Below are 23,131 nucleotides of genomic sequence, written 5' to 3'. Positions count from 1 at the left end.
GCCCCGCGCCGCCCATTCCGGTGGTCTCGCCGTGAGGGTCGAGTGATCCGCTAGTTGGCCCATGCCGCGATCCGTTTCGCGATCGCCTCGGGGGCCTCGATGTGCAGGAAGTGACCGACGTCGGGGACGATCTCCATCGCGTGCGGGGCGGCGAACCGATGCCGGTCGTCGACCTTCGGGGGGAGGAAGCAGCCGTCGTCGGCACCGTAAAGCTGCAGCAGGGGCACCTCGATCGGCTGAGACAGGCGGCGCGTCGCCCCGATCATGCCGGGTCGCAGCATCGCCCGGTAGTACTTGATGGGCGCGGGCATGCTCGCCCGCAGGTGCTCGTGCAGCTCCGCCTGCAGCGCTGGATCGAGCGAGAAGCCGGGCGACCACTGACGCCAGAGGCGGTCGATGAAGGCGAGATCGCGGGCGCTGGCCATCCAGCCGCTTCCCGGCAGTTGAAAGAGCCCCATGTACCAGATCCGGCGCAGCTGAGCGAGGCGCGGCCGGCTCAGGAACGTGATGGGGTGGGGGACTGCGAGCGTGACCGCGCGTTCGATCCGCTCCGGCGCGGTGACGACCGTGTCGTAGGTGATCAGGGCGCCCCAGTCGTGGCCGATCAACTCCACGGCTCGCCCGGGAGACCAGCGGTCGATCAGCGCGAGCACGTCGCCGGTGAGGGAGGCGAAGTCGAACGGCCCCGCGGTCGGGGACGGCGCGTAACCGCGGAGCCAGGGTGCGAGGACGCGACGTCCGTGGCGGGCGAGCTCGGCGAGGAAGGGCTTCGCGGTCAGCGGATGGTCCGGGAAGCCGTGCAGGACGACCGTCGGCCGACCATCGGGATCACCACCCTGCAGCGCGTGAAAGGTGCCGTGTGGCAGGTCGAAGGTGACGTGTTCAAATTCCATGGGTGTCAGTCTTTTCCAAGAGCGGTCGGACGACAGATGCTGATGTTGGCTTCAGCGTCTCTGGTTTCGGACATGTGCGCCTCCTCAGGCGCCGGGTGTGCTGCGGGGTCAGGCGGCCAGTCGGTTGAGCTTGCGGATTTGTTGGTCGAAGGCGCGTGAGGGCACGATCCGGCGCAGGAGGCTGACGCGTTTGGCCATCGGGCCGGCGGGGTAGCGGAGCTTGGGCTTGGCATCGGTGGCGGCCGCGACGATCACCTTCGCGACAACGTCCGGGTCGTCGGCGCTGCGCACGGCCGTGGCCAGCACATCTCGGGCGACCTCCCGCTGCGCGGCGTAGACCGGCACGGGCGAGTCGGGTGCCATGCTGCTCGCCTCGAAACTTGTGCGTGTGTAGGTCGGCTCGACCAGCAGCATCCGCACGCCGTGCTCGCGAAGCTCGTGGTCGACGGACTCGGCGTAGCCCTCGACCGCATGCTTGGTGGCGGCGTAGACGGCCATGAAGGGGGCCGGGATCCGACCGAGCATCGAGGAGACGTTGACCACGCGGCCACGGCGCTGGGCGCGCATCTGGGGCAGCACCGCGTTCGTCATCCGCATCAAGCCGAAGACATTGACGTCGAAGACCTCCTTGGCCTGGTCGATCGAGCTCTCCTCGCCCGCGCCGACCGCGCCCACGCCTGCGTTGTTGACCAGGACATCGATCCGGCCGAACCGCTCGACCACCTCCTCGACCAGCGAGTGGACCGACTCGTCGCTGGCCACGTCGAGATCGAGGAATGTCACCCCGGCGATCGGCCTGGCGTTCGCCGCGTTGCGGCTCGTGCCGACCACCGCGAAGCCGGCGCCCACGAGGGCGAGTGCCGCCGCCCGCCCGATCCCGGAGGAGGCGCCCGTCACAAGGGCCACTGGGGAAGCTGTCTGCATGGTGGTTCCTTCGGTTGCGGGCACGACTTCGTCGTGCCCTGCGCGGGGTCGCCTGGGCTCAGGTCGACACAGTTCCCACCGGTCCTGCACGCCCGGACCAAAACCTGTCCGGCCAAGCTCGTGACCGTTGTGGACTGAACAGTCAGAAACCTAGATGGTTCTGTACTGAGTTGTCAAGTACGTCGGGCGGTGGCGCTGGCGGCCACGGCGGGCGCGGTCACCGGGCCGGGGCCGGTCTTTCCCATGTCCTGCGCCGAGACCCCTCGCGAACAGGCAGGGAAGCCCATTGCCGTCAGCCCGGACGGGCCATGTGGTCCTGCGCGGTCATGCGGCCCGTCGTCTTGGTCTCGACGTCGGACACGGGTGTGATGTCCAGCAGCAGGCCGGGGGTGAACCTCGCAGACCTGTGGCCGGCGCGGCTCGAACCGGAACCCCTGGGCGGCGACGAGCGGCCGGGTGTGCGATGGCGGCCGTGGGCCTGGGCGATCTTGCGCGTCAGCAGGGTGGTCGCCTGTGCCGGTTGTGGTCCCGGTTGCACGGGGGGGCGTCCGCCACGTGGGTGAGCGGGACGTCAGGCTGACGCTCGCGCGGGGTGGCGACCATCGGACCGGTCGCCGATCGTCGACGCCCAGCGGGAATCCGTACCGCTCCCCGCATCCGCGGGGACGGCAACCAGCTCTACGGGGCATCGAGGCGGAGCACTGGCACGAATTCGTGCATACGCGGTCCGAGTTGGCGCAGCGGTGGCCGAAGTGTCACCGTCTGGCCGGCGGCGTGGCGTTCGGCCGGCTGACCGTGCGGTTCAAGCCCGGCGACACCGCGCCTGCGGTGGAGCAACTCGACTGGGGGCGGGCGCAGTTCTTCGCCAACCGCCCGGGCGACCGCCCGGCGGCGCGTAAACCTGCGGGCCGTGCCTGCGCGGCGTCGAGGTGGGCCGGCCGCATCGGATGCCGGTGCAGCGGGGCCGGCCGTGCCCTTCTCAGCTTTGGCGTGGGCGGGGCAGGAGTGCGAACGCGCTCTCCGCGATCGAGGTGAGGCGGTCGGGGCTGTGGCCGTAGGCGCCGACGATGTCGCTGCCGCGGATGATGGTGAGCAGGAGGTAGGCGAGGTCGTCGGGGTCGGCGTCGGGGTCGATGTCGCCGTTGCGCTGGGCTGCTCGCACGCACTCGGCCACGGCCGTGCGGACTACGGCGAAGCAGTCGTGGGCCAGGCGTTGCACCTCGGGGTCGGAGGCGCCGATCTCCAGGGCCATCTTGGCGGCGAAGCAGGCCGCCCCCGTCCGGTCGGGGGCGGGGGGTACGTCGGGGGCGAGTGGCACTCCGTGGACGGCGCGGAGCAGGTAGGCGTGCAGGCGTTCCAGGGCGCCCTCGTCCGGTCCGGCGAGCGCCTTCCGCGGACCCTGCGCGAGCCGGCCAAGGTACCCGGTCATGGCCTGCATCAGCACGCCGTGCTTGTCGTCGAACGCGCCGTAGAGGCTGCCGCGGCCCAGGCCGGTGGCGGCGCTGATGTCGTCGACGCTGGTGCCGTTGTAGCCCGAGGTGCGGAACTGCCGCTCGGCGGCATGCAGGACGTGATCGCGGTCGAAACTTCGTGGTCTGGCCATGCATTGAAGGTACGACCGACCCACCCTTCTTGACAACCCAGTACAGAACCATCTAGGTTTCTTACCGTTCAGTCCACAACGGTCCTGAGCTCCCCGGACAGGCTTGGTCCGGGCGTGCGGGACCGCGACGCCGCGGAGGCGGCTCGGGCGTTGAACTCATGACGTTCAGGGCGTCGCACGCAGTTCGACGCAAGAACGAGCCAGCCGATGAAGGCTGCTTCGGAACCAATGCTTCGGAGGACCTCATGACCGCGGTCAGTACGGACAACACCGCACCGGAAGGCACGATGTCCCGTGATTGCTGCTGAAGAGACGTTCGACGGCACGTGGCCGTATCCCGCCCGCTTCAACGAGGCGGCCGGCTTCCGTCAGCACTACGTCGACGAGGGCCCCGAACGGCCCGGTCAGACGATCGTCATGCTGCATGGCGAGCCCACGTGGGGCTACGAGTGGCGCCACCTGATCGGGCCGCTGTCACGTCACCATCGGGTGGTCGTTCCCGACCACATGGGCTTCGGCAAGAGCGAGACACCGCAGGATCGCACGTACGACGCGAGCGAACACATCCTCAATCTCGAATCGCTGCTCGTCGACACGCTCGACCTCACCGACATCACCCTGGTGGTCCGTGACTGGGGCGGCCCCGTCGGCACCGGGTTCGCATTGCGTCATCCCGACCGGATCTCCCGGATCTTCGCGGTGAACACCGTGCTGCCCCTCGCCGAGGGCATCGAGGAACTGATGAAGGCCAACGGCGCCGAGAGCCGGTGGTTCCAGTGGGCCCACTCGGCGCTCGCGGACGGTTCGTTCGAGCAGATCCTCGGAAACGCGGGTCACACCATCGCCCAGCTGATGATCGACCTGCAACATGTCGCCCGACCGGAGATCGCCACGCCGACCTGGATCCGCGCCTACTCCAGCCCCTTCCCCACCCCGGCCGAGAGCCGCGGTGTCATCGCCTTCCCCCGGCAGGTCCTGGAAGGCCCGCAGAGCCCCCCGCCCGGCCCGCCGCCCATGGAAGCCGTCGCCGCACTGCGCGCCGTGCCGGCGATGCTGGCGGTCGGGATGCGCGACACCGCACTGCTGCCCGAGTACGTGATCCCGTCGTTCAGGCTCAGCTACCCCGACGCACCCGTGGTCGAGATCCCGGGCGCCGGCCACTTCCCGACCGAGGACGCTCCCGAGACGCTGCTGGCCCTGCTCGAACTGTTCCTGCAGACGACACCCGCGCGCACCTGACCCCTCCATGTCGAACGGGCGGCTGCGCACGTACGGAATCGGCTGTTCACCGTGCGGCAGGTTGTGGCTACGAAGCCGCGCCGCCGCCGGGACGACGGTGCCCGGCCACGACTCTCCGTCGTCGACGGCGTTCCCCCGTCCTGCGACCACACCTCACCCCAACACCTTCCGGAGCGGCTCCACGATCTCGGCCCGTCACCCGCTCGCCTCACCTCCATCGGTGAGGAGACCAATCAGTCTCCAGACGGCTTTCAGCCATGCCCAGCAAGCAAGCAGGCAGCTGGAGCGTCCCGCCGAGGCGCCACACCTCTCAACTTCCTCCCCCACCTCGACGACTTCACATCCTCGGCTTCCTGAACGGCCGACCCACCCCCCCACCAGACGAAGGACACACCAATGACGGAACGCAATCCCATTCTGATCACCGGCGCCGGCGGCCAGGTCGGTGGCGTGAGCAGGCTGATGATCGACATGCTGCTCGAACAGGGCCACCCGGTGCGCGCGTTCGTGCGACGGGACGACGAACGCGCGCAGTCGCTGCGCGAGGCCGGGGCCGAGGTCGTCGTCGGCGACCTGCTCAAACTCGCGGACGCGGCCGCCGCGCTGAAGGGTGTCAAGCGCATCTACTTCAGCATGACCCCGCAGCCGTACTACGTCGATGCCCTCACCGTGATGGCCGCGGCGGCGCGAGCTCAGGGCGACATCGAGGCCTTCGTGCACCTGTCCAACTACGAGCAGTCGTACATGACGCTCGAGAAGATGACCGCACCGGATGAGGAGCGGCATTCCTGGCTCGGCGGAGTGGTCACGGACTGGTCACCGCAGCAGCGGGCGCACTGGGTCTGCGAGCGGGTGCTGGACTGGTCCGGCCTGCCGACCGTCAACGTGCGTCCGACCCTGTTCGCCGAGAACCCCCATCTGACCTGGATGCAACAGGGCCCGCTGAGCAACGGTGAACTGCGCCTGCCCTTCGGCAAGCAGCGGCTTGCGCCCATCGCCGTTCACGACGTGGCAGAGGTGTGCGTGAAGGTGCTGGTCGACCCCGCACCGCACATCTCGAAGTCCTACGCGCTCACCGGCCCGGAGCTGAAGGACATGTACGGGTTCGCCGAGGACTACGCAGCCGTGCTGGGACGTCAGGTCACCTACGTCCCTGAGGAAGTGGAGGCCTGGAACGAGGCCTTCCTTGACGAGACCGTCCTGCAGGAGGCCCTGGGCGATCCGGGTGCGGCCCGGCACGTGGCGGCGCACCTGAGGATCCAGACCAGGCTGATCGCCAGCGGGCGGTACGACGTCCTCTCCGACCAACTGGAAACCCTGCTCGGGCACGCACCGCGGACCGTGCGGTGGGCGTTGGAGAACAATACTCGCCTGCGCGAACTGGCGGGCGCTCCGAACCACTGAGCGCTCCGGAGCAGAACATGACCCCACAGCGGAGCCCTCGGGGCGGGCGAACAAGGGGCGCTGTTGACGACCGGCGAACCAGGTGACAAGTAACCCCTGAGTTACTTTCGGAGCCGGATCTTCCTCGTCGGACTCGTCGTGGCCCTCGTCCTCGCGGGGATCGGGCCAGCGGCCGAACGGGCCGATCTGGCCAGGGCGTTCGGCTCCGAGTGCCCCGGGGCTCTTCGTATGGTGCGACACCGAGGGGATCACGCGTGCTCCCCTCGGTGTCGGGCATGCGCGAGCAGCGCGGCCACGACGTCGTTCGCCTGGTCCTCGGTCTTCAGCGACCGTGCCCACCGCGTCAGTGGTGCCGCTTCCGGGCCCGGTGAGGTCCACCCGGGTCGGCCGGCGCGGCGCGATGTTCTCCGGCCCGGCCGGTGCGCCGGTCTCCTCGGCTTCGGCGAGCGCGCGGTAGACGGAGGCGAGGAGACCGGCGGCCTGGAGCCGGCCGGAGAGGGTCATCAGCTCGGCGACGTCGCGGGCCAGGCGCTTGAGCTCGTGGGCGGTGAGGATGACCTCCTGGTCGGGAGCGGCGTCCTTGATGTCGTACGCCAGCTTCAGCGCCTTCTCCAGCTCCGGCCGGGTCTTGACCCGGGTGGAGATCTTCTCGGGGAAGATTCGCTTGCAGACCGGTCCCAGCGCGTCGAGCTGGCTCTGCAACTCCTGCTGCGCCCGCCTTCCACGGCCGCCCCGGGACGCGGTCCTCGGGCACCGGCACCTCATGTTTTCCCGCCGGCAGGGCGTTCCCCAACAGGGACCAGAAGGACTGACCTGCGACATCCCCTGGGACCAACTTACGGGTGCCGGGCTGGCAGTTGCGGCGCTCGGCGGACGGCGGGCGGCACGTCGACGTGGGGGTCTACAGCGACCACGCCTTCGTCGACCGCGGTTGCACCGCCGGCCTCGATGCCTCGGACCGCTGGCAGGAGGGCCGGACGCCCTTCGACCTGTCCGCCCGCACGGTCCGCCTGCGCGTCCTCGTCGACCGCACGTCCGTCGAGATGTTCGTCGACGACGGCCGGTACGCGCACTCGACCGTGGTCTTCCCCGACCCGTCCGACACCGGGCTGGCCCTGTTCACCATCGACGGGCAGGCGGTGTTCCGGAACATGGTGATCCGGGAGTTCGCGGTCTGATCCGAAGGGGGGCCGGTGGGATGGCCGCGACGGACGAGGTCGGCGGCGGCCGGCGCGCCGGGACTCTCGTCGAGGAACAAGCGCGAGGGCCGCACCGGCCGCGCTCGGTTCCGCGTCGGCCGAGCTTCGGGGCCACGAGGTGGGGCGGGTCCCGCGTGAGGCAGCGGCCGCTGGGGCGTGATACGGGGGCTTCGGCTCGGCGTGACAAAATGGGAGGCCGTTCGTCCGTCCTTTGACGCTGCGAGGTTCTCCGTGAGCAAGCCCGTGGGCCGCGAGCCGGTGCGCCGTAATGCGCGGTCCAACCGGGCGCGCATCCTGGCCACGGCCCGTGAGGAGCTGGGGCGGAACCCCGATGTCACGCTGGAGGAGCTGGCGCGGGCCGCCGGGGTCGTCCGGCGCACTCTCTTCGGGCACTTCCCGGGGCGGGCGGCGCTGCTGGAGGCGCTCGCCGAGGAAGCCGCCGAGACGTTTCGGAACGCGGTGGAGGCCGGGCCGGAGCCGGGGGAGTCGGCCGAGCGGGCGTTGGCGTGGTTCGTACTCCGGCTGTGGCGGGTGGGTGACCGCTACCGCATGCTGGTGGCGCTCACCCGGCGGGACCTCGGTTCCGAGCGCTTCGCCGAGGTGCTCGCGCCGGCCCGGGAGGCCGTCATCGGGATCCTGGAGCGCGGGCAGCGGGACGGCGTCTTCCACTCACATCTGCCGCCGGCCGTGCAGAGCGCAGGCCTGATGGCGTTGATCGTGGCTCTGGTGGAGTCCGTCAACACCGGCGCGCTGGAGGACGACGGGCACCGGATCGCCACGGCCACCCTCATCGCGGCCGGCGTGCCGGAGGATCGGGCGAGCGCGGTGGTCGAGGAGGTTGCGTCGGCGATGGCTACGGCTCCTCCGGGCCACGGCACCTGACTTCTCTCCGGTCGACCCGTTCGACGAGGTGTCCCGGGCGTCGTCGCGGCGGAAGGTGACCGACTTGCCGGAGAAGCGGGCGGTGAGGCCCTGCTCCCTGGTGGTGACCGAGCGCGGTCGGAGGCCGTCGGGGATGTTCCGCGGCGCGATCGGCTCGGCGAAGACCTGGCCGAGCAACTTCTCACCGGCCTCGGCAGGGCGACGCGGCCCGCGACCTCGAAGTCCTTGAAGGGATCCGGTCGGAACCGTAGCCCCGGGTCCGTTCCGGGCCCAGGGCGTCGGGCAGGTCCGTGTACGACAGGAAGACGGTCGCCTCCGCCGGGCGGGCCCGGGCCTCGATGTCGTCGTCCGACTTCGTCAACCCGTCCATCCGCGGGGCGAGTTCGGTCACTGGCAGCGGGCGGTCGGAGCCGTCGGCGGGTTCGTGCGCGTACGAGTACGAAAACTCGCACTCCTGGTCACAGTCGCGCTCGGGGCGGGGGCGGTAGATCGGCCCTCCTCCAAAGGGCCTCGGAGAACAGGGAGTTGGGGGCGGACATGTGTGAGTGCGAGTGGGGTACGGGCACGGGATTTCAGACGGGACTCGGGGGTGACCCGGACTTCCGTACCTGATCGACCTTCACGGCGGCGGTGTCCGGTGCGACTCCGGCGGTGATGAGGGTGGCGGTGGCGGCGCCGATGCCGTCGTCGGACCACAGGCCGCAGTCGGCGCAGTCGAGCAGGGCCAGCAGTTGGGCCTCGATGGCCCGGCCGAGCGGGTCGGGCGGGACGGTGGTCTGGAAGACGCCCTGTCGGCGGCCGTGGGCGAAGACCCTCGTGGCCATGGAGCGGGCGGGGGTCAGCAGTTCGTCGACGCGTGCGCGTGCGAGGTCATGGCCGCGGGCCAGCCGGATGAGGGCGCGGTAGCGGTCGCCGACGGGCCACACCATGAGGACGAATCGCGCCAGGTCCGCGACGGCGTCCGGGGTCGGGGCCGGGGCACCCGCGACGGCGCGCCGGATCGCCTCCGCGGCCTCGGCGGCCAGGCCCTCGACGAGCGCGGCCCGGCCGGCGAAGTGGACGTACACGGTGCGCCGGGCCACACCGGCGGCACCGGCGATGTCCTCCAGGCTGCTGTCGGGGTCGCGGGTCAGTTCCCGCCGGGCCGCGTCGAGGATCCGGGCACGGGTGGCCCGCACGTCCCGACGCTGCGCCGAAGTCGCGGTCGAAGTCGGCCAGGGGGGCGATGCCGAAGTCGGAGCAGGAGGGGGCGGCGTCTCATGGGGCCGGGCCGGAGACCGTCTCGGCCTCGTCGTCGGTGTTCGTGCTGCTCGGCTGGTCACGTCGGTACCTCGAAGGCGGGTGGAAGAAGGAAGCCATCGCGATAGTTGCACATCAATGGGCAATAAACTAGTGTGCACATCGATGGGCAATTAAGTGCTTCCGCTCATCCACCCGTCCTCTCAGGAGCTACTGATGCCCTTCCTTGCAAACACCCCCGTGGAGAAGATGCCCGGGCCGTACGCGCGGCGCTGGTGGGCGCTGCTCGTGCTGTGCCTGAGCCTGCTGATCACGGTGATGGCGAACACGTCGCTGATCGTCGCCGCCCCCGACATGACCACCGACCTGGGCCTGAGCAGCAGTGATCTGCAGTGGGTCGTCGACAGCTACACCGTTCCGTACGCGGCGCTGATGCTGGTGCTGGGCGCGATCGGCGACAAGTACAGCCGGCGCGGCGCGCTGGTGCTGGGTCTGCTGATCTTCGCCGGCGGTTCGGTGATGGGGAGCATGGTCGACGAGACCTCGCTGGTCATCGTGGCCCGCGCGATCATGGGTGTCGGTGCCGCGGTCGTGATGCCGGCCACGCTGTCCCTGGTGGTCGCGACCTTCCCCCGGAGCGAGCGGACCAAGGCCATCACCGCCTGGGCCGCGACCTCCGGGCTGGCGGTAGCCGTCGGCCCGCTGGTCTCCGGCTGGCTGCTTGAGGACCACGCCTGGGGCTCGACCTTCCTGATCAACGTGCCGATCGCCCTCCTCGGCGTGGTCGGCGCGCTCGCCCTGGTACCGCCGTCCAAGGCGCAGGGCATGGGCCGGATCGACTACGTCGGTGGTCTGCTGTCGATCGTCACCGTCGGCTCCCTGATCTACGCCGCCATCGAGGGCCCGCACTCCGGCTGGGGCGTCGGCCCTGTCACCGGCGCCGTGGTCGCCGGTGTCGGTCTGGCCGCCTTCGTCGCCTGGGAGCTGCGGCACCCGCACCCGATGCTGGACGTCCGAAAGTTCGCGGTGCGGCCCTTCAGCGGCTCGATGCTCGCGGTGCTGTTCTTCTTCTTCGGCATGTTCGCCGTGATCTACTACGCGACGCAGTTCCTGCAGTTCGTCCTCGGCTACGGCGCCCTGGACACGGGTGTACGGCTGCTGCCGCTGGCCGGTGCGGTGTTCGTCGGGTCCGCGCTGACCGGGATGCTCACCCCGAAGCTGGGGGTGAAGCCGATGGTCGTGACCGGCCTGGCCATCGGCACGGCGGGCATGTTCCTGCTCACCCAGATCGACAAGGGCTCGACGTACGGGGACTTCGTGGCGCCGATGATGATGCTGGGCCTCGCGCTCGGACTGGCCATCTCCCCGGCGACCGACACGATCATGGGCTCCTTCCCCGAGTCCGAGCTGGGCGTCGGCGGCGGTGTCAACGACACCGCGCTGGAGCTGGGCGGGGCGCTGGGCATCGCGGTGCTGGGCTCGCTGCTGGGCACGGCCTACCGGGACGAGCTGACCGACCTGGTGGGCAACCGGCTCCCGGCGGAGGCGATGGAGACCGCCAAGGACTCGGTCGGCGCCGGCCTGGCCGTCGCGCAGCGGGTCGGGCAGGATCCCTCCGCCGGGCCCCAGCAGGCCCAGGCCGCCGTGGACGCCGTCCACCAGGCCTTCGCCCACGGCGTCGCCCAGACCAGCCTCATCGGCGGGATCATCATGGCCGCCGGAACACTGATCGTCCTCGCGGTCATGCCGGGCCGGCGCGGCTTCGCGAAGCACAACGCCGAGCCGGGGGCCGGGACGACGGCGAACGAGGCGGCGACTGTGCGGGAGCACACCGGGGCCACCCGCTAGACCGCCGGCGGGGCGTCCACTGGATCGCCGGGGACGCGTCCGCCGGGTCGCCGGGGACGCGTCCGCCGGGTCGCCGGGCACCGCCTCCGCCGGATCGCCCGCCGGGTGCGTCGGGCAGGAGCCCGGCGGCGCTAGACGCGCAGGGCGTGGGCGTGGTCCACGGTTCACGGCCAGCGGGTCTCCTGCCGGAACACCTCACCGTCCTTGGCCTCCGGGCCGCCCCGGGGCTCTCCTCCGGGGCGGCCCGGAGGCCAAGGGCCGTGAGGTCAGCGGCGGTCGCCGCAGACGCCGTCCTGCGACGACAGGCGACCGCCGTTCTCCTCCGCTATGCCGCACCCGCCGCTGCTCGCACCCACGCGGCGGCGTCGTGCCCCCGCCCTTTGATGCTCGTGCCCTGCGGACCTGCTCGCGCCGACACCCCTATGCCGCCGTCACCCTCAGCTACTTGCACCCCGCGACGGAGCTACGCACGTCACGCCCGCCCCCTCAAGGCGCGGGTGTGAGCCCAAGTTCTCGGCCGACTGGCGGAGGGCCTCGACCACGGCCGCGCCGAGGCCCGCCCGGACCAGGGGCAGTACGCCTACACCTCGAGCCGTGCCCACACCGCTCGGGGTGTAGGCGTACTGCGCGGAGATGCGCGCGAGGGCTCGGCCGCACGCCGTGCCGGGCGGGCGGTCACCCAGGGGCGGTCGGCGAGGTCCCTGACCGAGCGGGGTGAGGGGGACCGGTCGGCCGGGGTGACCACGCGGTACTCGTCGTCGGCGACCGGCGCGACGCCAGGTCGCGCCACTGCTCGTGCGGATCGGGATCGTCGCCGTCGTACTCGAAGACCAGGCGGAGGCCCGCCGTGAACCCGCCGAGCTGACCGGCCGTTCGACAGGGGCGGTGACGATCACCGAGTTCTCCTCGGGCAACTGCTCGTCCCGGCCCTCGCCGCCCTCGCCCGCCTACGCCGGAAAGCTCGTCGACTGGGCGAAACAGCACCTCAACCTGACCGTCAAGCCGGTCAGCCGCCCCAAGGACGCCTGTGGCTCGTCGTGCTGCCCCTACTGAGAGCCTGATCACCTGGGCCGTCATCACTCTCAGGACCAGGCGTCTCGCACGGAGGGCGGCCCCCCGGCCGGCCAGGGAAAACCCACATCGGCCACGAGCGCCTGACAGGCGTGGTCACCGTTCCCCGGTCAAGCGGATCCCCGCAGCCGTCCTCCATCTGTTCTCTAGGCGGAGGCGGCAGCCACGAAGTACGGAATGGCGACGAGGAAGCGGTCGGCCTCGGCGCGTCGGCGCTGTTCGGCAATCCACTCATCGGCCTGGTCACGGCCGACGGCACCGCTCGTGCAGGCCCGCTCGGCGAGCATGGTGGGCAACGACAGCATCGCAGGATCGGTGAACACGCTGGTGTGCACCTCGACGGTGACGTCGTTGAAGCCGCCGTCCAGGAGCAGGTTGCGGTACTGGCGGGCGGCGCGGGGCGTGCCCAGGAGGTCGGCGCGGGCGTGCACGATCGTGCGGGTGAGCGCCGCATCATCAGCGTCGACCATGATGGCGTCCCAGTCCTGCCCGACCAGGACGATCCTGCCGCCCGGGCAGAGGACGCGCCGCGCTTCCGCCACCGCGCGCCACGGCTCCTCAAGAAATTGGAAGACCTTGTCGGCACGGTAGCCGCGCACACTTCCGTCGGCGAACGGCAGATCCTCCGCCCCCGCCTCCCAGAACTCGGCCGCCGACCACCGTTTCCGGGCCTCGGCCAGCATCCACGGATCGGGATCCACGCCCACCGCGTGGACGCCACGCTCGGCCAGCTCGGCGACGGCCCGCCCGGCACCGCAGCCGACGTCCACGACAGACGAGCCCGGGACAAGAGACAGCAGTTCGTAGGAGCGGGCCCGCAGCAGGCTGGCGCTCGGCATCTGGTCCGTCGTGTCGAGGAGGGCCAGCATGGCCTCGGTGTCGCGGTGCTTTTCCACCGCTTCCTGGTTCTCGGACATGGACGCCAGGCTACGACCTGATGCCAACATGAAGTCGAGCGGAGACGACGGCGCGAGCGCGATGAGCATCGGCGCTCTCGCGGCACGGTTCGGTCTCGCCACGCACGTCCTGCCGCATGGGGAGTCGGCGGCCCTGGTCGCACCACAGGTCGTGGCGGCACCGCCCGAAGCGCAGAAGTTCGTGGGCACGTGGCTTGACCGAGCCGTGCTGCCGGTTGATGACCAGCAGCCCGAGGCGGGCGAGGGTGTCGCGGTGGACACCGCGGAACGCTCCGTCGTAGATGACGCCCATGCAACCGGGCAGCAGGCTGCTCAGCTAGTCGTCGTCACGAGCTGAGGCGAAGAACCGCTTCGTGCCCCTGGCGAGGCGCTTCTCCTTCTCGCCGTTTTCGTAGTAGAGCCGGGCGGCGGGATCCGCTCGGTGCCTGCGCATCTCCCCGGTGGTGGTGTCGACGGTGAAGGCGTGTTCCGCTTTGGAGGGCGCTTTGGGGACAGTGGCGTCGCCGACGAGGAGCTGACGGCGTTCGGGTCTCACCCAGTTACGTGTGGCATCTTCCGGGAACAGGCCCTGATGCAGGGCCTGTTGGACGGCTTGCTGCTCGAAGAGGTCTTGGAGCAGTTCGATGCTGAGGGCCAGGAGCTTCGTCGTATGGAGGCGCGGACGGCACGCCACTGCCTGGCGTCCAGAGTGCCGACGGCGAAGCGTTCGGAACCGGTGACGGTCATCAGAGCGGCCAGTGACCGAAGGCGAGGGTGCGGTGCGCCGCCGGAGCGGTGCACCATGAACAGTCCAGCGGTTGTCGGTCGGGCGGCGGAGCGGGATGTGCGCTCTGCGCGCCGGGCCCGGACGCTCAGGTCGGCTGCCATGCCGGGCTGTGGTCCTTGTCGACCAGTACCGCTCGTACGCCTTCCAGGAAGTCCGGCTCGAGGATGGTGGTGCGGGCGAGGTGGAGGTCGGCGGTGAGGCAGGCGCGGAGGGTGCGGTCGCGGCCGGCGGTCAGGAGGGCGTGGGTGATGTCCAGGCTGCGGGGGGAGACGGAGTCCAGGGTGGCCAGGGTGTCGGCTGCCCAGGGGGTCTCCGTGCGGTGCAGTTCCGCCCTGATGTCGGCGAGGGTCGGGGCGCCGAAGGCGCGGTCCAGGTCGGGGCGTACCGCTGCCAGCTTGCTGTGAGGTACCTCCGAGCCGTCGCCCAGGTCCTTCAGGACGGTGTCGATCGGGGTGTGGGGGTGGCCGGCCAGGGCGTCCGGGACGAGGTGGAGGCGGTCTGCGGGGATGAAGTGGGTGGCCAGGCCGGTGTACAGGGCGTCGGCCGCGTCGAGGCGGTGGCCGGTGAGGCCCAGGTACATGCCGAGGGCGCCGGGGAGGCGGGGGAGGAAGTAGCCGGCGCCGATGTCGGGGAAGAAACCGAGGGCGGTCTCGGGCATGGCCAGGACCGTGTTCTCGGTGACGACGCGGTAGCCGCCGTGGACGGACAGGCCGAGGCCGCCGCCCATGCAGATGCCGTCGATCAGGGCCACGATCGGGACGGGGTGCTCGGCGATCCGGGCGTTGAGCCGGTACTCGGTGGCGAAGAAGCGCTCGCTCGCCTCCGCGTCACCGGCGAGGACGTTCCGCCGGATCGCCCGCATGTCCCCTCCGGCGCAGAAGGCCTTCGCGGAGGTGCTCGACAGGACCACGGCGGTCAGGGGCGCGCTCTCCCAGGCCGCCAGGGCGTCGTCGATCGCGGCGACCATGGGCGTGGTGAGGGCGTTGAGGGCCTTGGGCCGGTTCAGCCGGATCCTGCCGACGCCCTGGTGGACATCGGTGAGGACCTCGCTCGCCGCCGGGGGTGTGGTGTCAGTCATCCCTCTATCAATATCAATTATCCATATCGATACCGGCGACTGCTCGGTGTCAGCGACTGCCGTCTAAGCGTGCTTGACCTCAAGTTAAGTTGAGCTTCTACGTTCTTGGTGTGGCCCCCTTCCGGGGCCGGCATCCCGGCATACGACATCCGGCACCCGACACACCAAGGACGGAACTCCCATGCCCCAGAACCCGCTCAAGATCGGCGTCCTCATCGCCAGCATCCGCCCCGGCCGCTTCGCCGACACGGTCGCGGACTGGTTCGTCTCCGAGGCCGGCCGGCGCGACGACATGGAGGTCCACGTCATCGACCTGGCCGAGCCCGGTCTCGCCGAGGAGCTCCGGCTCAGCCTCGAAGGGTCCGGCGCCCCGGACGGCGGCCCGCGGCTCGCCGGGCGCATCGCGGAGCTCGACGGCTTCGTCGTCATCACCCCCGAGTACAACCACGGGTACCCGGCCGGACTGAAGCTGGCCATCGACCAGGTCTACGTCGAGTGGCGTGCCAAGCCGGTCGGCTTCGTCTCCTACGGGGGGATGGCCGGCGGGCAGCGGGCGGTGGAGCAACTGCGCCAGGTCTTCGCCGAGTTGCACGCCGTCACCCTGCGCGACACCGTCAGCTTCCCCATGGCCTGGGAGCGGTTCGACGAAAACGGCCGGCCCCACGACGAGAGCGGCGCCGGCAAGGCCGCCACCGCACTGCTGGACCAACTCGCCTGGTGGGGACTGACGTTGAGGGAGGGACGCGCCGCCCGGGCGTACGCGGGCTGAACTCCCCGGGCGTACGCGGGCTGAACTCCCCGGGCATACGCGGGCCGATCCCGGCGAAGCCCACCCGCGACCCCGGCCCTCAATAAAGCGGCACCCGCACGAACCTCCCCGCCACCGCCACCTCCCCCTCGATCCGCTCCACCGTGGCCCGCAGCTCGGGCAGGATGTCGCGTACGCACTCCTCGGCCGTGCGGCGGGCCGCGTGCAGGGCCACGTTCGCGGCGGCGACGACCCGGCCCGTGCGGTCGTGGACGGGGACCGCGATCGAGCGGAGCCCCTCTTCCCACTCCTCGTCGAGCAGGGCGTAGCCGCGGGTAGCGGTCTGAGGGTCCGCGAGCAGCACCCGCCCCAGTGATGTGGCCGTCGCCGGCAGCCGTGTGCCGACGGTGATGTCCACGCTCATCACCCGGTCCGCGGCCGCCCGGGCCGTGTACTGGATCTCGTCACCCGAGAGCACCGCCAGCGACGCCGACTCGTGGACGCGGGCGGCCAGATCCGCCAGATGCGGGCCGGCGATGCGGGGGAGGGACGTACGGGAGAGGAGGGGGAAGCCCAGGGACAGCACCCGCGGGGTGAGGGCGAACGTACGCTGCGACCCCCCGGCAGAGCGCGCCTCCCCGACCGGCCCAGCCCCCGCCACCACCAACCCCAGATACTCATACGTGATCAGCGCCCGACGAGCCGTCGCCCGGGCCAGCCCCGTCGCCTTCGCCACCTCCGTCAGGGTCAGCGCCGCCCGGTCCTCGCCGAACGCCGTGAGCACGGTCAGCCCACGGGCCAGTGACTCCACGAACTCCCGGCCCAGCTCCTGCTTCGACGCCCCCGTCCAGGCCGCCAGTCCGCCGGGGTCCGCGTCCGCCCGTGCCGCCGGGGCGTCCCGCAGGGTGCGCTCCATGTCGGCGACCGCCGCCCGCAGCCGGGGCAGGAGCGTGTCGCGCAGATCCGTCGCCGTATGGCGGCTGGTATGGCTGACCACGCTCGCCACGCAGGCGATCCGGCCGGTACCGGGGCTGCGTACGGGTACGGAGACCGCGACGAGACCCGGTTCGATCAACTCGTCGTCCAACGCCCAGCCGTCCGACCGGGCTTGTGCCGCCCGTACCTCGAACTCGCCGTCCGTGTCCCCGGGTTCCCTCGGCGGTACGGCGGGAAAGCCGCGGTCGTCCGGGTCCGCGGCGCGGCGGGCGCGCCAGCCCCGCCACTCCTCCTCGGTCCACTCGGACGCGAACAGCGGGCCGGGCGCGGTGCGTTCGGCCGGGAGCAGGTCGCCGATGCGGAAACTGAGGGACATCGCGCGGCGACGGGTGGCCTGGTGGATGAAGCGGATGCCGTCGCGGTCGCCGACCGCCAGCGACACCGACTCGTCCAGCTCGTCGGCGAGCGCGTCCGCGGGCGCGGCCAGCAGGCCGGGCAGGCGCAGGGCGGCCAGATAGGCGTTGCCGAGTTCCATCAGCCGGGGGGCGAGGACCACGTCCCGGCCGTCGAGACGGACGTATCCCATGCGGGCGAGGGTGGAGGTGATCCGGTCGACCGTGGCGCGGGCGAGGCCGGTGGCCCGCTCCAGCCCGCTCGGGCTCAGCGTCCCGCCCGCCTCGGTCAGCCTCCCGAGCACGGTGATGCCCCGCATCAATGGCGCCACCGCCTCGGCCGGCACGGCCGGCCCGGCGGGGGCGTCGTCCAAGGGCGTCTCAGCGGGCATGGGTTCTCCGGTACGACGATCGCGGCAGGCCTACCGTAAACCGGCGACCGTCCCCGTCAGCACGGAGCCACCGACGACCGGCAGCCGGCAGCCCGACGGCGACCGCACCCACTCAAGGGGCGCGGGGCTGTATGCATGTGCGGCTCCGCCGCGTGGGCGCGACCAGCCCCCACGCACCCGCGCAGACACACGACCGCACCCCCCGCCCCCGAACTCCGCCCCCCTCACCGCCGAGTCACCAACAGCCGATAGTTCCCCGCCAGATCCGCCCCCGCCACCGAGATCCGCACCCCCCGCCGCACGTCCTGGAAGTCCTCACCGGGAGCGAAGGGCGCGTCGGAGAGTTCGGCGTGGACGTTCGGGCTGCGGGTGCAGCCGCCGCTGTCGCGGCGGGAGTCGTACACCGTCACCGGGCCCTGGCCGGTGTCCACGTTCGCGTCGACCTTGTAGATGAGGACACCCGGGCGGCACACCGTCTCGTCGTTGCCCTCGCGGGTGCGCAGTTCGACGGCGTACCCGCTGCGCCGGTCGAGGGGCACGAACAGCAGCTTCGAGCCGCCGGTCCGGCCCAGCGGGGTCAGGGTGTGCTCGGTGGTCCCCCGGGCCGTGACACAGCTCATCTGGCCGGCGTCCAGCCAGCCCAGCTTCCACTTGTGCCAGCCGAGGAAGTCGTTGTTGGCGCCCCAGTCCTCGCTCATGATGTCCCAGTGGCCGACCGCGCCCCCGCCCTCCTGGGTGTAGAGGTCGGGCAGGCCGAAGACATGGCCGTTCTCGTGGGGCAGGACCCGGTAGCCGGTCTGCGCGTAGGAGCCGGAGCCGTCGTCCTGGCGGGAGTAGACGAAGGAGGCGTTGGCGACCGGGACGCCGTCCGCGACGGGGGCCTCGGTGTTCCCGGCGAAGGTCACCGACAGCACCGTGTCCAGCGCGGAGGGGCCCGCGTTCGGGGTCACCAGCACGTTCAGGAAGTCGTAGCGCCGGAAGTCCACGCGGGGATCGGCGGTGGCCACGATGTCCTGGACCAGTTCCCGGTAGCCGGGGTCGAAGGGGGCGCCGCGCTCTATGCCGTACGACCGGAAGGGCTTCGGCATGCGCAGCCAGTCGGCGACCGGGGTCTCGGGGAGGTAGTCGAGGCGGCCGTAGGAGCTGGTGCGGAACCAGTCCCGGGTCTGCGGGAAGAACTCGCCGAAGCGGCTCCGGGCGCTGCCCGGGCCGGGTGCGTCGGAGAAGTCGACCATCAGGGTGAGGGCGCGGACCGTGCCGGTGGAGCGGGAGTAGCCGCTGAGGGTGGGGACGCCCTCGGACATCTGGACGGCGGGGCCGCCGCTGATCATGCAGGCGCCGTGGGTGGCCGCGTCGGCCCTCGCGACCGGGCCCGCCCCGGCCGCCGTCGGGGTGTCCGCCGTGAGGTGCCCGGTGCCGGCCGAACCGCCGACCGCGAGGGCCAGCGCGGTCACGGACGCGAGGGCGGCCACGCGGCGCGGGCGTATGTGACGGCTGGTCCACGGCATGCGGGCACCCTTCTGAGCGCGGCAGCCGCTGGTCGGAAGGCTGCACCTTTTCGATCACCCTCTGCCGGGGGAGGGGCGAACGCGCGCTGGAGGAGACCGAACGTGGGTACCGATCCAACCGTGACTCAGGTCACATCATGTTTTCTCCTCAACTCGAAATATCCGGGGAGCGTCTCCCCGTTTAGACCTGTGTCCGAGTGAAACGGGGACCGAGTCCCCGGATCCCCCGCCAACCGAGGAGGCACCGTGCAGACCGCCCTCCCTGTGCAGCGCAAAGCGCCCCGCGCCGACGCCCTGCGCAACCGGGAGCGGATCGTCGCCGCCGCCCGGGAGATGTTCACCGAGTTCGGCCCCGACGTGCCGCTCGACGAGATCGCCCGCCGGGCCGGCGTCGGCAATGCCACGGTGTACCGCAACTTCCCCGACCGCGACGCGCTGGTCCGCGAGGTCGTCTGCTCCGTCATGGACCGGACGACCGAGGCGGCCGAGCGTGCCCTCGCGGAGACCGGGGACGCCTTCGAGGCCCTGGAACGCTTCGTGCACACCGCCGCCGACGAGCGGATCAGCGCGCTGTGCCCGATGGTCCAGAGCACCTTCGACAGGGACCACCCGGATCTGGTGGCCGCGCGCGTGCGGTCCGAGGAACTCGTGGTGGCCCTCATGGACCGGGCCAAGGCGGCCGGTCAGCTCCGCCCGGACGTGGACTCCGGTGATCTGCTGATCGCCGTGGCTCAGCTCAGCCGGCCTCCGGCGGGCACGGCCTGCTTCCAGGTGGACCGCTTCATCCACCGCCATCTCCAGTTGTTCCTGGACGGGCTGCGGGCTCCGGCCCGGTCCGTCCTGCCCGGCGCGGCCGCGACCTTGGAGGATCTCCGCCAGGCCTGACCGGCCGGCTCTGACCGATGAGTCCAGCGCGCCACCCCAGTCAGAACACCGACATCACGATTCCGAGCTCCACCAGCTCGTGACGCCCACCGCGTCGCCGAGCCGTCCCTTTCGACACCTTTTTCCGTCACGAAGTCCCGAAGTGGGTATCCCCATGTCTGAAACAGCCTCCAAGGCTCGCGGCGCCGCCGACACCGGCGACGCCAACCGCTGGAAAGCGCTCGTCTTCATCGCGCTCGCCCAGCTGATGGTCGTCCTCGACGCCACCATCGTGAACATCGCCCTGCCGTCGGCCCAGGCCGACCTCGGCATCTCCGACGGCAACCGGCAGTGGGTCGTCACGGCCTACGCCCTCGCCTTCGGCGGTCTGCTGCTCTTCGGCGGCCGGATAGCCGACCTGTGGGGCCGCAAGAACGCCTTCGTCGTCGGCCTCATCGGCTTCGCCGCGGCCTCCGCGCTCGGCGGCGCGGCCACCAACGAGGCCATGATGTTCGGCTCCCGCGCCCTCCAGGGCGTGTTCGGCGCCCTGCTCGCGCCCGCCGCTCTCTCCCTGCTCGCCGTGATGTTCACGGACGCCAAGGAGCGCGCCAAGGCCTTCGGCATCTACGGCGCGATCGCCGGTGGTGGCGGTGCCGTGGGCTTCATCCTCGGCGGTGTGCTCACCGAGTACCTGGACTGGCGCTGGACGTTCTTCGTGAACATCCCGTTCGCGATCGTCGCCGCGCTCGGCGCGTACTTCGTCATCCGTGAGCCCAAGGGCGGCCGCAACCGCAACCCGCTGGACATCCCCGGCGTCCTGCTCTCCACGCTCGGCCTGGTCGCGCTGGTCTACGGCTTCACCCGCGCCGAGTCCGACGGCTGGGGCAACTCCGTGACCGTGGGCATGTTCGTCGCCTCCGCGGTCCTGCTGATCGCCTTCGTGGTCACCGAGGCGAAGGTCAAGGCCCCGCTGCTGCCGCTGCGCGTGGTCACCGACCGCAACCGCGGCGGGATCTACCTCTCGCTCGGTGTCGCGATCATCGCGATGTTCGGCACCTTCCTGTTCCTGACCTACTACCTCCAGATCGTGAAGGGCTACACGCCGATCAAGACCGGCTTCGCGTTCCTTCCGATGATCGCGGGCATGATGATCGGCTCCACGCAGATCGGCACGCGTCTGATGACGCGGGTCCCCGCGCGGGTGCTGATGGGCCCGGGCTTCCTGGTCGCCGCGGTCGGCATGCTCCTGATGACCCAGCTGGAGATCGGCTCGTCCTACGCCTCGATCATCCTGCCGGCGATGCTGCTGCTCGGTCTCGGCATGGGTACGGCCTTCATGCCCGCCATGTCGCTGGCCACCCTGGGCGTCGAGCCCCGGGACTCCGGTGTCGCCTCCGCGATGGTCAACACCTCGCAGCAGGTGGGCGGCGCGATCGGTACGGCCCTGCTGAACACGATCGCCGCCTCGGCCACGACCTCCTACGTCGCCGACCACATCGGCTCCGCGGCCTCCCGGTCGCAGCAGCAGCTGGTGGCACTCGAAGGCCAGGTGCACGGCTACACCAGCGCGATCTGGTTCGCCGTCGGCATGCTGGTGCTGGCCGCCGCGATCGTGGTGACGTTCGTCAACGCCGGCAAGCCGGAGAGCCACCCGGTCACGGGGTCCGGCGAGAACGCCGAGGACGAGGTGGCGGTGCCGGTCGTCGCCCACTGACGCCGACCGTCCCGTCGTACCCCTTCGGGCCTTCGTACGTACGGGGAGGGGACGCTCCGTACGTACGATCCCCGGACCTGCCCCGGTTCGCTGAGTGAGCGGCTCAGCGGAGCCAGGGCAGGTCCGCACCCGCTTCGTTCGGCTGAAGTCCCTCGGCGACGATCTGCATGATCTCGCCGAGGGACTTCTGCTGTTCCGGGGTGAGCCGGTCGAAGAGCGCGCTGCGTACGAGCGCAACGTGGCCCGGGGCGGACTGCTCCAGCGTCCGCCGGCCCTGGTCCGTGAGCACCGCGAACTGGCCCCGCCGGTCGTCGGGGCAGTCCTCGCGCCGGACCCATCCGTTCTTCTCCAGACGGGCGATCGCGTGGGAGAGCCGGGAACGGGTGATCTTCGCGTGCATCGCCAGCTCCGTCATCCGCAGCCGCTGCTGCGGGGACTCGGCGAGTTTGACGAGCAGGCCGTAGTAGATGTGCGGCATGCCCGCGTCGCGCTGGAGCTGACGGTCCAGGTGGTCTTCGAGGAGCGTGGTGGCGTGCATGTAGGAGCGCCAGACGCGCTGTTCCTCTTCGGTGAGCCAGAGCGGCTCTTCAGCGGATGTAGGTGCCGTATTCATGTACTCCACTGTACGAGGACTCTCCTTGAATGTTAAACAAGTTCGGCGTAAGCTCTGGAAAGCAATAACTTGAGATCTCAAGTGATCTGACCCGCCGGAGGGAGCAGCCGCCATGTCCGCCGCCATCGAGGAGCGCATGCCCGCCCTCTACCTGAGCCATGGCGCCCCACCGCTCGCCGACGACCCGGTCTGGCCCGGCGAACTCGCCGCCTGGTCGGCCGACCTGCCCCGTCCCAAGGCGATCCTCATGGTCTCCGCCCACTGGGAGGAGGCCCCCCTGGCCCTCGGCGCCATCGAGACCGTCCCTCTCGTCTACGACTTCTGGGGTTTTCCCGAGCACTACTACAAGGTGACGTACGCGGCGCCCGGTGCCCCCCGCCTCGCCGACGCCGTGCGCAAGCTGTTGCGTACTCCGGGTACGCCCGTCCAGGACATCCCCGACCGCGGCCTCGACCACGGTGCCTACGTTCCCCTGGTCGAGATGTTCCCCGATGCCGACATCCCCGTCCTCCAGATCTCCATGCCGACCCTCGACCCGGTCCGTCTGATGGACATCGGCCGCAGGCTCGCCCCCTTGCGGGACGAGGGCGTGCTGATCGTCGGTTCCGGGTTCTTCACCCACAACCTGGCCGCGCTGCGGAACGGGGGAGGGGTGCCCGGCTGGTCGGCCGAGTTCGACGACTGGGGCCGCCGGGCGCTGGACTCCGGTGACGTGGACGCGCTGCTCGACTTCACCCGCAAGTCCCCGGCGGGTCTCCTCGCCCACCCGCGCACCGAGCACTTCGCCCCGCTCTTCGTCACGATGGGCGCGGCGGACGCGGCCGGTGAGCTGGATACGCGCAGGTCGGTGATCGACGGGTTCTGGATGGGGCTGGCGAAGCGGTCCGTGCAGTTCGGGTGA

At 70.8% G+C, this 23,131-nt stretch carries 21 protein-coding genes and 2 pseudogenes; 11 read left to right on the top strand and 12 right to left on the bottom strand.

Annotation, left to right across the window (positions count from 1 at the left end; translation table 11 throughout):
• Positions 1–50 precede the first annotated feature (50 nt).
• The 4 genes from SLINC_RS19190 to SLINC_RS19175 all read right to left on the bottom strand — a co-directional run bounded on the left by SLINC_RS19190 (position 51) and on the right by SLINC_RS19175 (position 3,420).
• The gene (locus tag SLINC_RS19190) at positions 51–893 is read right to left on the bottom strand and encodes an alpha/beta fold hydrolase (RefSeq protein WP_067434398.1); all 843 of its coding nucleotides are present in this window, start codon (positions 891–893) and stop codon (positions 51–53) included.
• Between the two features lie 108 nt (positions 894–1,001).
• Positions 1,002–1,817: an oxidoreductase gene (locus SLINC_RS19185; RefSeq protein WP_067434395.1), complete on the bottom strand. Its 816-nt coding sequence runs from the start codon at positions 1,815–1,817 to the stop codon at positions 1,002–1,004.
• A 292-nt stretch (positions 1,818–2,109) separates the two neighbouring features.
• Positions 2,110–2,355, bottom strand: a complete 246-nt coding sequence (locus SLINC_RS19180) for a hypothetical protein (RefSeq protein ID WP_067434392.1) — start codon at positions 2,353–2,355, stop codon at positions 2,110–2,112.
• Between the two features lie 441 nt (positions 2,356–2,796).
• Positions 2,797–3,420, bottom strand: coding sequence for a TetR/AcrR family transcriptional regulator (locus tag SLINC_RS19175; RefSeq protein WP_067434389.1), 624 nt, complete (start codon positions 3,418–3,420; stop codon positions 2,797–2,799).
• 294 nt (positions 3,421–3,714) lie between these two features.
• On the opposite strand from SLINC_RS19175, the gene SLINC_RS19170 reads away from it, so the two are divergent.
• Positions 3,715–4,659: an alpha/beta fold hydrolase gene (locus SLINC_RS19170; protein WP_067434386.1), complete on the top strand. Its 945-nt coding sequence runs from the start codon at positions 3,715–3,717 to the stop codon at positions 4,657–4,659.
• 396 nt (positions 4,660–5,055) lie between these two features.
• Positions 5,056–6,063, top strand: coding sequence for an NAD(P)H-binding protein (locus tag SLINC_RS19165; RefSeq protein ID WP_182449205.1), 1,008 nt, complete (start codon positions 5,056–5,058; stop codon positions 6,061–6,063).
• 483 nt (positions 6,064–6,546) lie between these two features.
• Here SLINC_RS19165 and SLINC_RS50240 read toward each other — a convergent pair.
• A pseudogene (locus SLINC_RS50240) lies at positions 6,547–6,828 on the bottom strand (recombinase family protein); the annotation flags it as partial.
• Between the two features lie 43 nt (positions 6,829–6,871).
• On the opposite strand from SLINC_RS50240, the pseudogene SLINC_RS19160 reads away from it, so the two are divergent.
• Positions 6,872–7,241, top strand: a pseudogene (locus tag SLINC_RS19160) (glycoside hydrolase family 32 C-terminal domain-containing protein); the annotation flags it as partial.
• 252 nt (positions 7,242–7,493) lie between these two features.
• Complete coding sequence (locus SLINC_RS19155) at positions 7,494–8,144, top strand: TetR/AcrR family transcriptional regulator (protein ID WP_067434380.1); 651 nt, start codon at positions 7,494–7,496, stop codon at positions 8,142–8,144.
• A gap of 572 nt (positions 8,145–8,716) precedes the next feature.
• On the opposite strand, the gene SLINC_RS19145 is transcribed toward SLINC_RS19155, so the two are convergent.
• Positions 8,717–9,322 carry a TetR/AcrR family transcriptional regulator gene (locus SLINC_RS19145; RefSeq protein WP_067434373.1) on the bottom strand — a complete coding sequence of 202 codons (606 nt, stop codon included), beginning with the start codon at positions 9,320–9,322 and terminating at the stop codon, positions 8,717–8,719.
• Between the two features lie 277 nt (positions 9,323–9,599).
• Here SLINC_RS19145 and SLINC_RS19140 point away from each other — a divergent pair, with 277 nt between their 5' ends.
• Both SLINC_RS19140 and SLINC_RS50425 read left to right on the top strand, forming a co-directional pair.
• Positions 9,600–11,231 carry an MFS transporter gene (locus tag SLINC_RS19140; protein ID WP_067434370.1) on the top strand — a complete coding sequence of 544 codons (1,632 nt, stop codon included), beginning with the start codon at positions 9,600–9,602 and terminating at the stop codon, positions 11,229–11,231.
• Positions 11,232–12,026: 795 nt separating this feature from the next.
• Positions 12,027–12,284, top strand: coding sequence for a hypothetical protein (locus SLINC_RS50425; RefSeq protein ID WP_067434368.1), 258 nt, complete (start codon positions 12,027–12,029; stop codon positions 12,282–12,284).
• 164 nt (positions 12,285–12,448) lie between these two features.
• Here SLINC_RS50425 and SLINC_RS19130 read toward each other — a convergent pair whose 3' ends face one another.
• Positions 12,449–13,219: a methyltransferase domain-containing protein gene (locus SLINC_RS19130; protein ID WP_067434365.1), complete on the bottom strand. Its 771-nt coding sequence runs from the start codon at positions 13,217–13,219 to the stop codon at positions 12,449–12,451.
• 28 nt (positions 13,220–13,247) lie between these two features.
• Between SLINC_RS19130 and SLINC_RS50235 the strand changes: the two genes are divergently transcribed.
• A complete protein-coding gene (locus SLINC_RS50235; protein ID WP_067434362.1) occupies positions 13,248–13,556 on the top strand; it encodes a hypothetical protein in 309 nt (102 codons plus the stop codon).
• On the opposite strand, the gene SLINC_RS48010 is transcribed toward SLINC_RS50235, so the two are convergent.
• Together SLINC_RS48010 and SLINC_RS19115 are read right to left on the bottom strand one after the other, a co-directional pair.
• Positions 13,536–13,754, bottom strand: a complete 219-nt coding sequence (locus SLINC_RS48010; RefSeq protein ID WP_159425344.1) for a hypothetical protein — start codon at positions 13,752–13,754, stop codon at positions 13,536–13,538. The two genes, SLINC_RS50235 and SLINC_RS48010, sit on opposite strands and share 21 nt — an antisense overlap.
• A gap of 316 nt (positions 13,755–14,070) precedes the next feature.
• On the bottom strand, positions 14,071–15,063 hold the full coding sequence (locus SLINC_RS19115; RefSeq protein WP_067434356.1) for an enoyl-CoA hydratase/isomerase family protein: 993 nt from the start codon (positions 15,061–15,063) through the stop codon (positions 14,071–14,073).
• A gap of 181 nt (positions 15,064–15,244) precedes the next feature.
• Between SLINC_RS19115 and SLINC_RS19110 the strand changes: the two genes are divergently transcribed.
• On the top strand, positions 15,245–15,832 hold the full coding sequence (locus SLINC_RS19110) for an NADPH-dependent FMN reductase (RefSeq protein ID WP_067434353.1): 588 nt from the start codon (positions 15,245–15,247) through the stop codon (positions 15,830–15,832).
• Positions 15,833–15,911: 79 nt separating this feature from the next.
• On the opposite strand, the gene SLINC_RS19105 is transcribed toward SLINC_RS19110, so the two are convergent.
• Both SLINC_RS19105 and SLINC_RS19100 read right to left on the bottom strand, forming a co-directional pair.
• A complete protein-coding gene (locus SLINC_RS19105) occupies positions 15,912–17,531 on the bottom strand; it encodes an IclR family transcriptional regulator domain-containing protein (RefSeq protein ID WP_067434350.1) in 1,620 nt (539 codons plus the stop codon).
• A gap of 224 nt (positions 17,532–17,755) precedes the next feature.
• A complete protein-coding gene (locus tag SLINC_RS19100) occupies positions 17,756–19,039 on the bottom strand; it encodes a M6 family metalloprotease domain-containing protein (protein ID WP_079164603.1) in 1,284 nt (427 codons plus the stop codon).
• Positions 19,040–19,285: 246 nt separating this feature from the next.
• On the opposite strand from SLINC_RS19100, the gene SLINC_RS19095 reads away from it, so the two are divergent.
• Both SLINC_RS19095 and SLINC_RS19090 read left to right on the top strand, forming a co-directional pair.
• The gene (locus SLINC_RS19095; protein WP_067434344.1) at positions 19,286–19,924 is read left to right on the top strand and encodes a TetR/AcrR family transcriptional regulator; all 639 of its coding nucleotides are present in this window, start codon (positions 19,286–19,288) and stop codon (positions 19,922–19,924) included.
• A 154-nt stretch (positions 19,925–20,078) separates the two neighbouring features.
• Entirely contained in the window at positions 20,079–21,617 is a 1,539-nt protein-coding gene (locus SLINC_RS19090) for an MFS transporter (protein WP_067434341.1), read from the top strand.
• Positions 21,618–21,720: 103 nt separating this feature from the next.
• On the opposite strand, the gene SLINC_RS19085 is transcribed toward SLINC_RS19090, so the two are convergent.
• Entirely contained in the window at positions 21,721–22,230 is a 510-nt protein-coding gene (locus SLINC_RS19085) for a MarR family winged helix-turn-helix transcriptional regulator (RefSeq protein WP_067445501.1), read from the bottom strand.
• 112 nt (positions 22,231–22,342) lie between these two features.
• Between SLINC_RS19085 and SLINC_RS19080 the strand changes: the two genes are divergently transcribed.
• Positions 22,343–23,131, top strand: coding sequence for a dioxygenase family protein (locus SLINC_RS19080; RefSeq protein WP_067434338.1), 789 nt, complete (start codon positions 22,343–22,345; stop codon positions 23,129–23,131).

The organism is Streptomyces lincolnensis, assembly GCF_001685355.1.
In the GTDB taxonomy this organism is placed as follows: domain Bacteria; phylum Actinomycetota; class Actinomycetes; order Streptomycetales; family Streptomycetaceae; genus Streptomyces; species Streptomyces lincolnensis.
The sequence above is the reverse complement of the archived record's forward strand: the minus strand, read 5'-3'. Positions and strand labels throughout refer to the sequence as shown.

Coding starts and splice junctions, on each gene's coding strand:
- SLINC_RS19190 (WP_067434398.1), bottom strand. CDS start 893: ATGGAATTTGAACACGTCACCTTCGACCTGCCACACGGCACCTTTCAC.
- SLINC_RS19185 (WP_067434395.1), bottom strand. CDS start 1,817: ATGCAGACAGCTTCCCCAGTGGCCCTTGTGACGGGCGCCTCCTCCGGG.
- SLINC_RS19175 (WP_067434389.1), bottom strand. CDS start 3,420: ATGGCCAGACCACGAAGTTTCGACCGCGATCACGTCCTGCATGCCGCC.
- SLINC_RS19165 (WP_182449205.1), top strand. CDS start 5,056: ATGACGGAACGCAATCCCATTCTGATCACCGGCGCCGGCGGCCAGGTC.
- SLINC_RS19140 (WP_067434370.1), top strand. CDS start 9,600: ATGCCCTTCCTTGCAAACACCCCCGTGGAGAAGATGCCCGGGCCGTAC.
- SLINC_RS19130 (WP_067434365.1), bottom strand. CDS start 13,219: ATGTCCGAGAACCAGGAAGCGGTGGAAAAGCACCGCGACACCGAGGCC.
- SLINC_RS50235 (WP_067434362.1), top strand. CDS start 13,248: ATGAAGTCGAGCGGAGACGACGGCGCGAGCGCGATGAGCATCGGCGCT.
- SLINC_RS19115 (WP_067434356.1), bottom strand. CDS start 15,063: ATGACTGACACCACACCCCCGGCGGCGAGCGAGGTCCTCACCGATGTC.
- SLINC_RS19110 (WP_067434353.1), top strand. CDS start 15,245: ATGCCCCAGAACCCGCTCAAGATCGGCGTCCTCATCGCCAGCATCCGC.
- SLINC_RS19105 (WP_067434350.1), bottom strand. CDS start 17,531: ATGCCCGCTGAGACGCCCTTGGACGACGCCCCCGCCGGGCCGGCCGTG.
- SLINC_RS19100 (WP_079164603.1), bottom strand. CDS start 19,039: ATGCCGTGGACCAGCCGTCACATACGCCCGCGCCGCGTGGCCGCCCTC.
- SLINC_RS19090 (WP_067434341.1), top strand. CDS start 20,079: ATGTCTGAAACAGCCTCCAAGGCTCGCGGCGCCGCCGACACCGGCGAC.
- SLINC_RS19085 (WP_067445501.1), bottom strand. CDS start 22,230: ATGAATACGGCACCTACATCCGCTGAAGAGCCGCTCTGGCTCACCGAA.
- SLINC_RS19080 (WP_067434338.1), top strand. CDS start 22,343: ATGTCCGCCGCCATCGAGGAGCGCATGCCCGCCCTCTACCTGAGCCAT.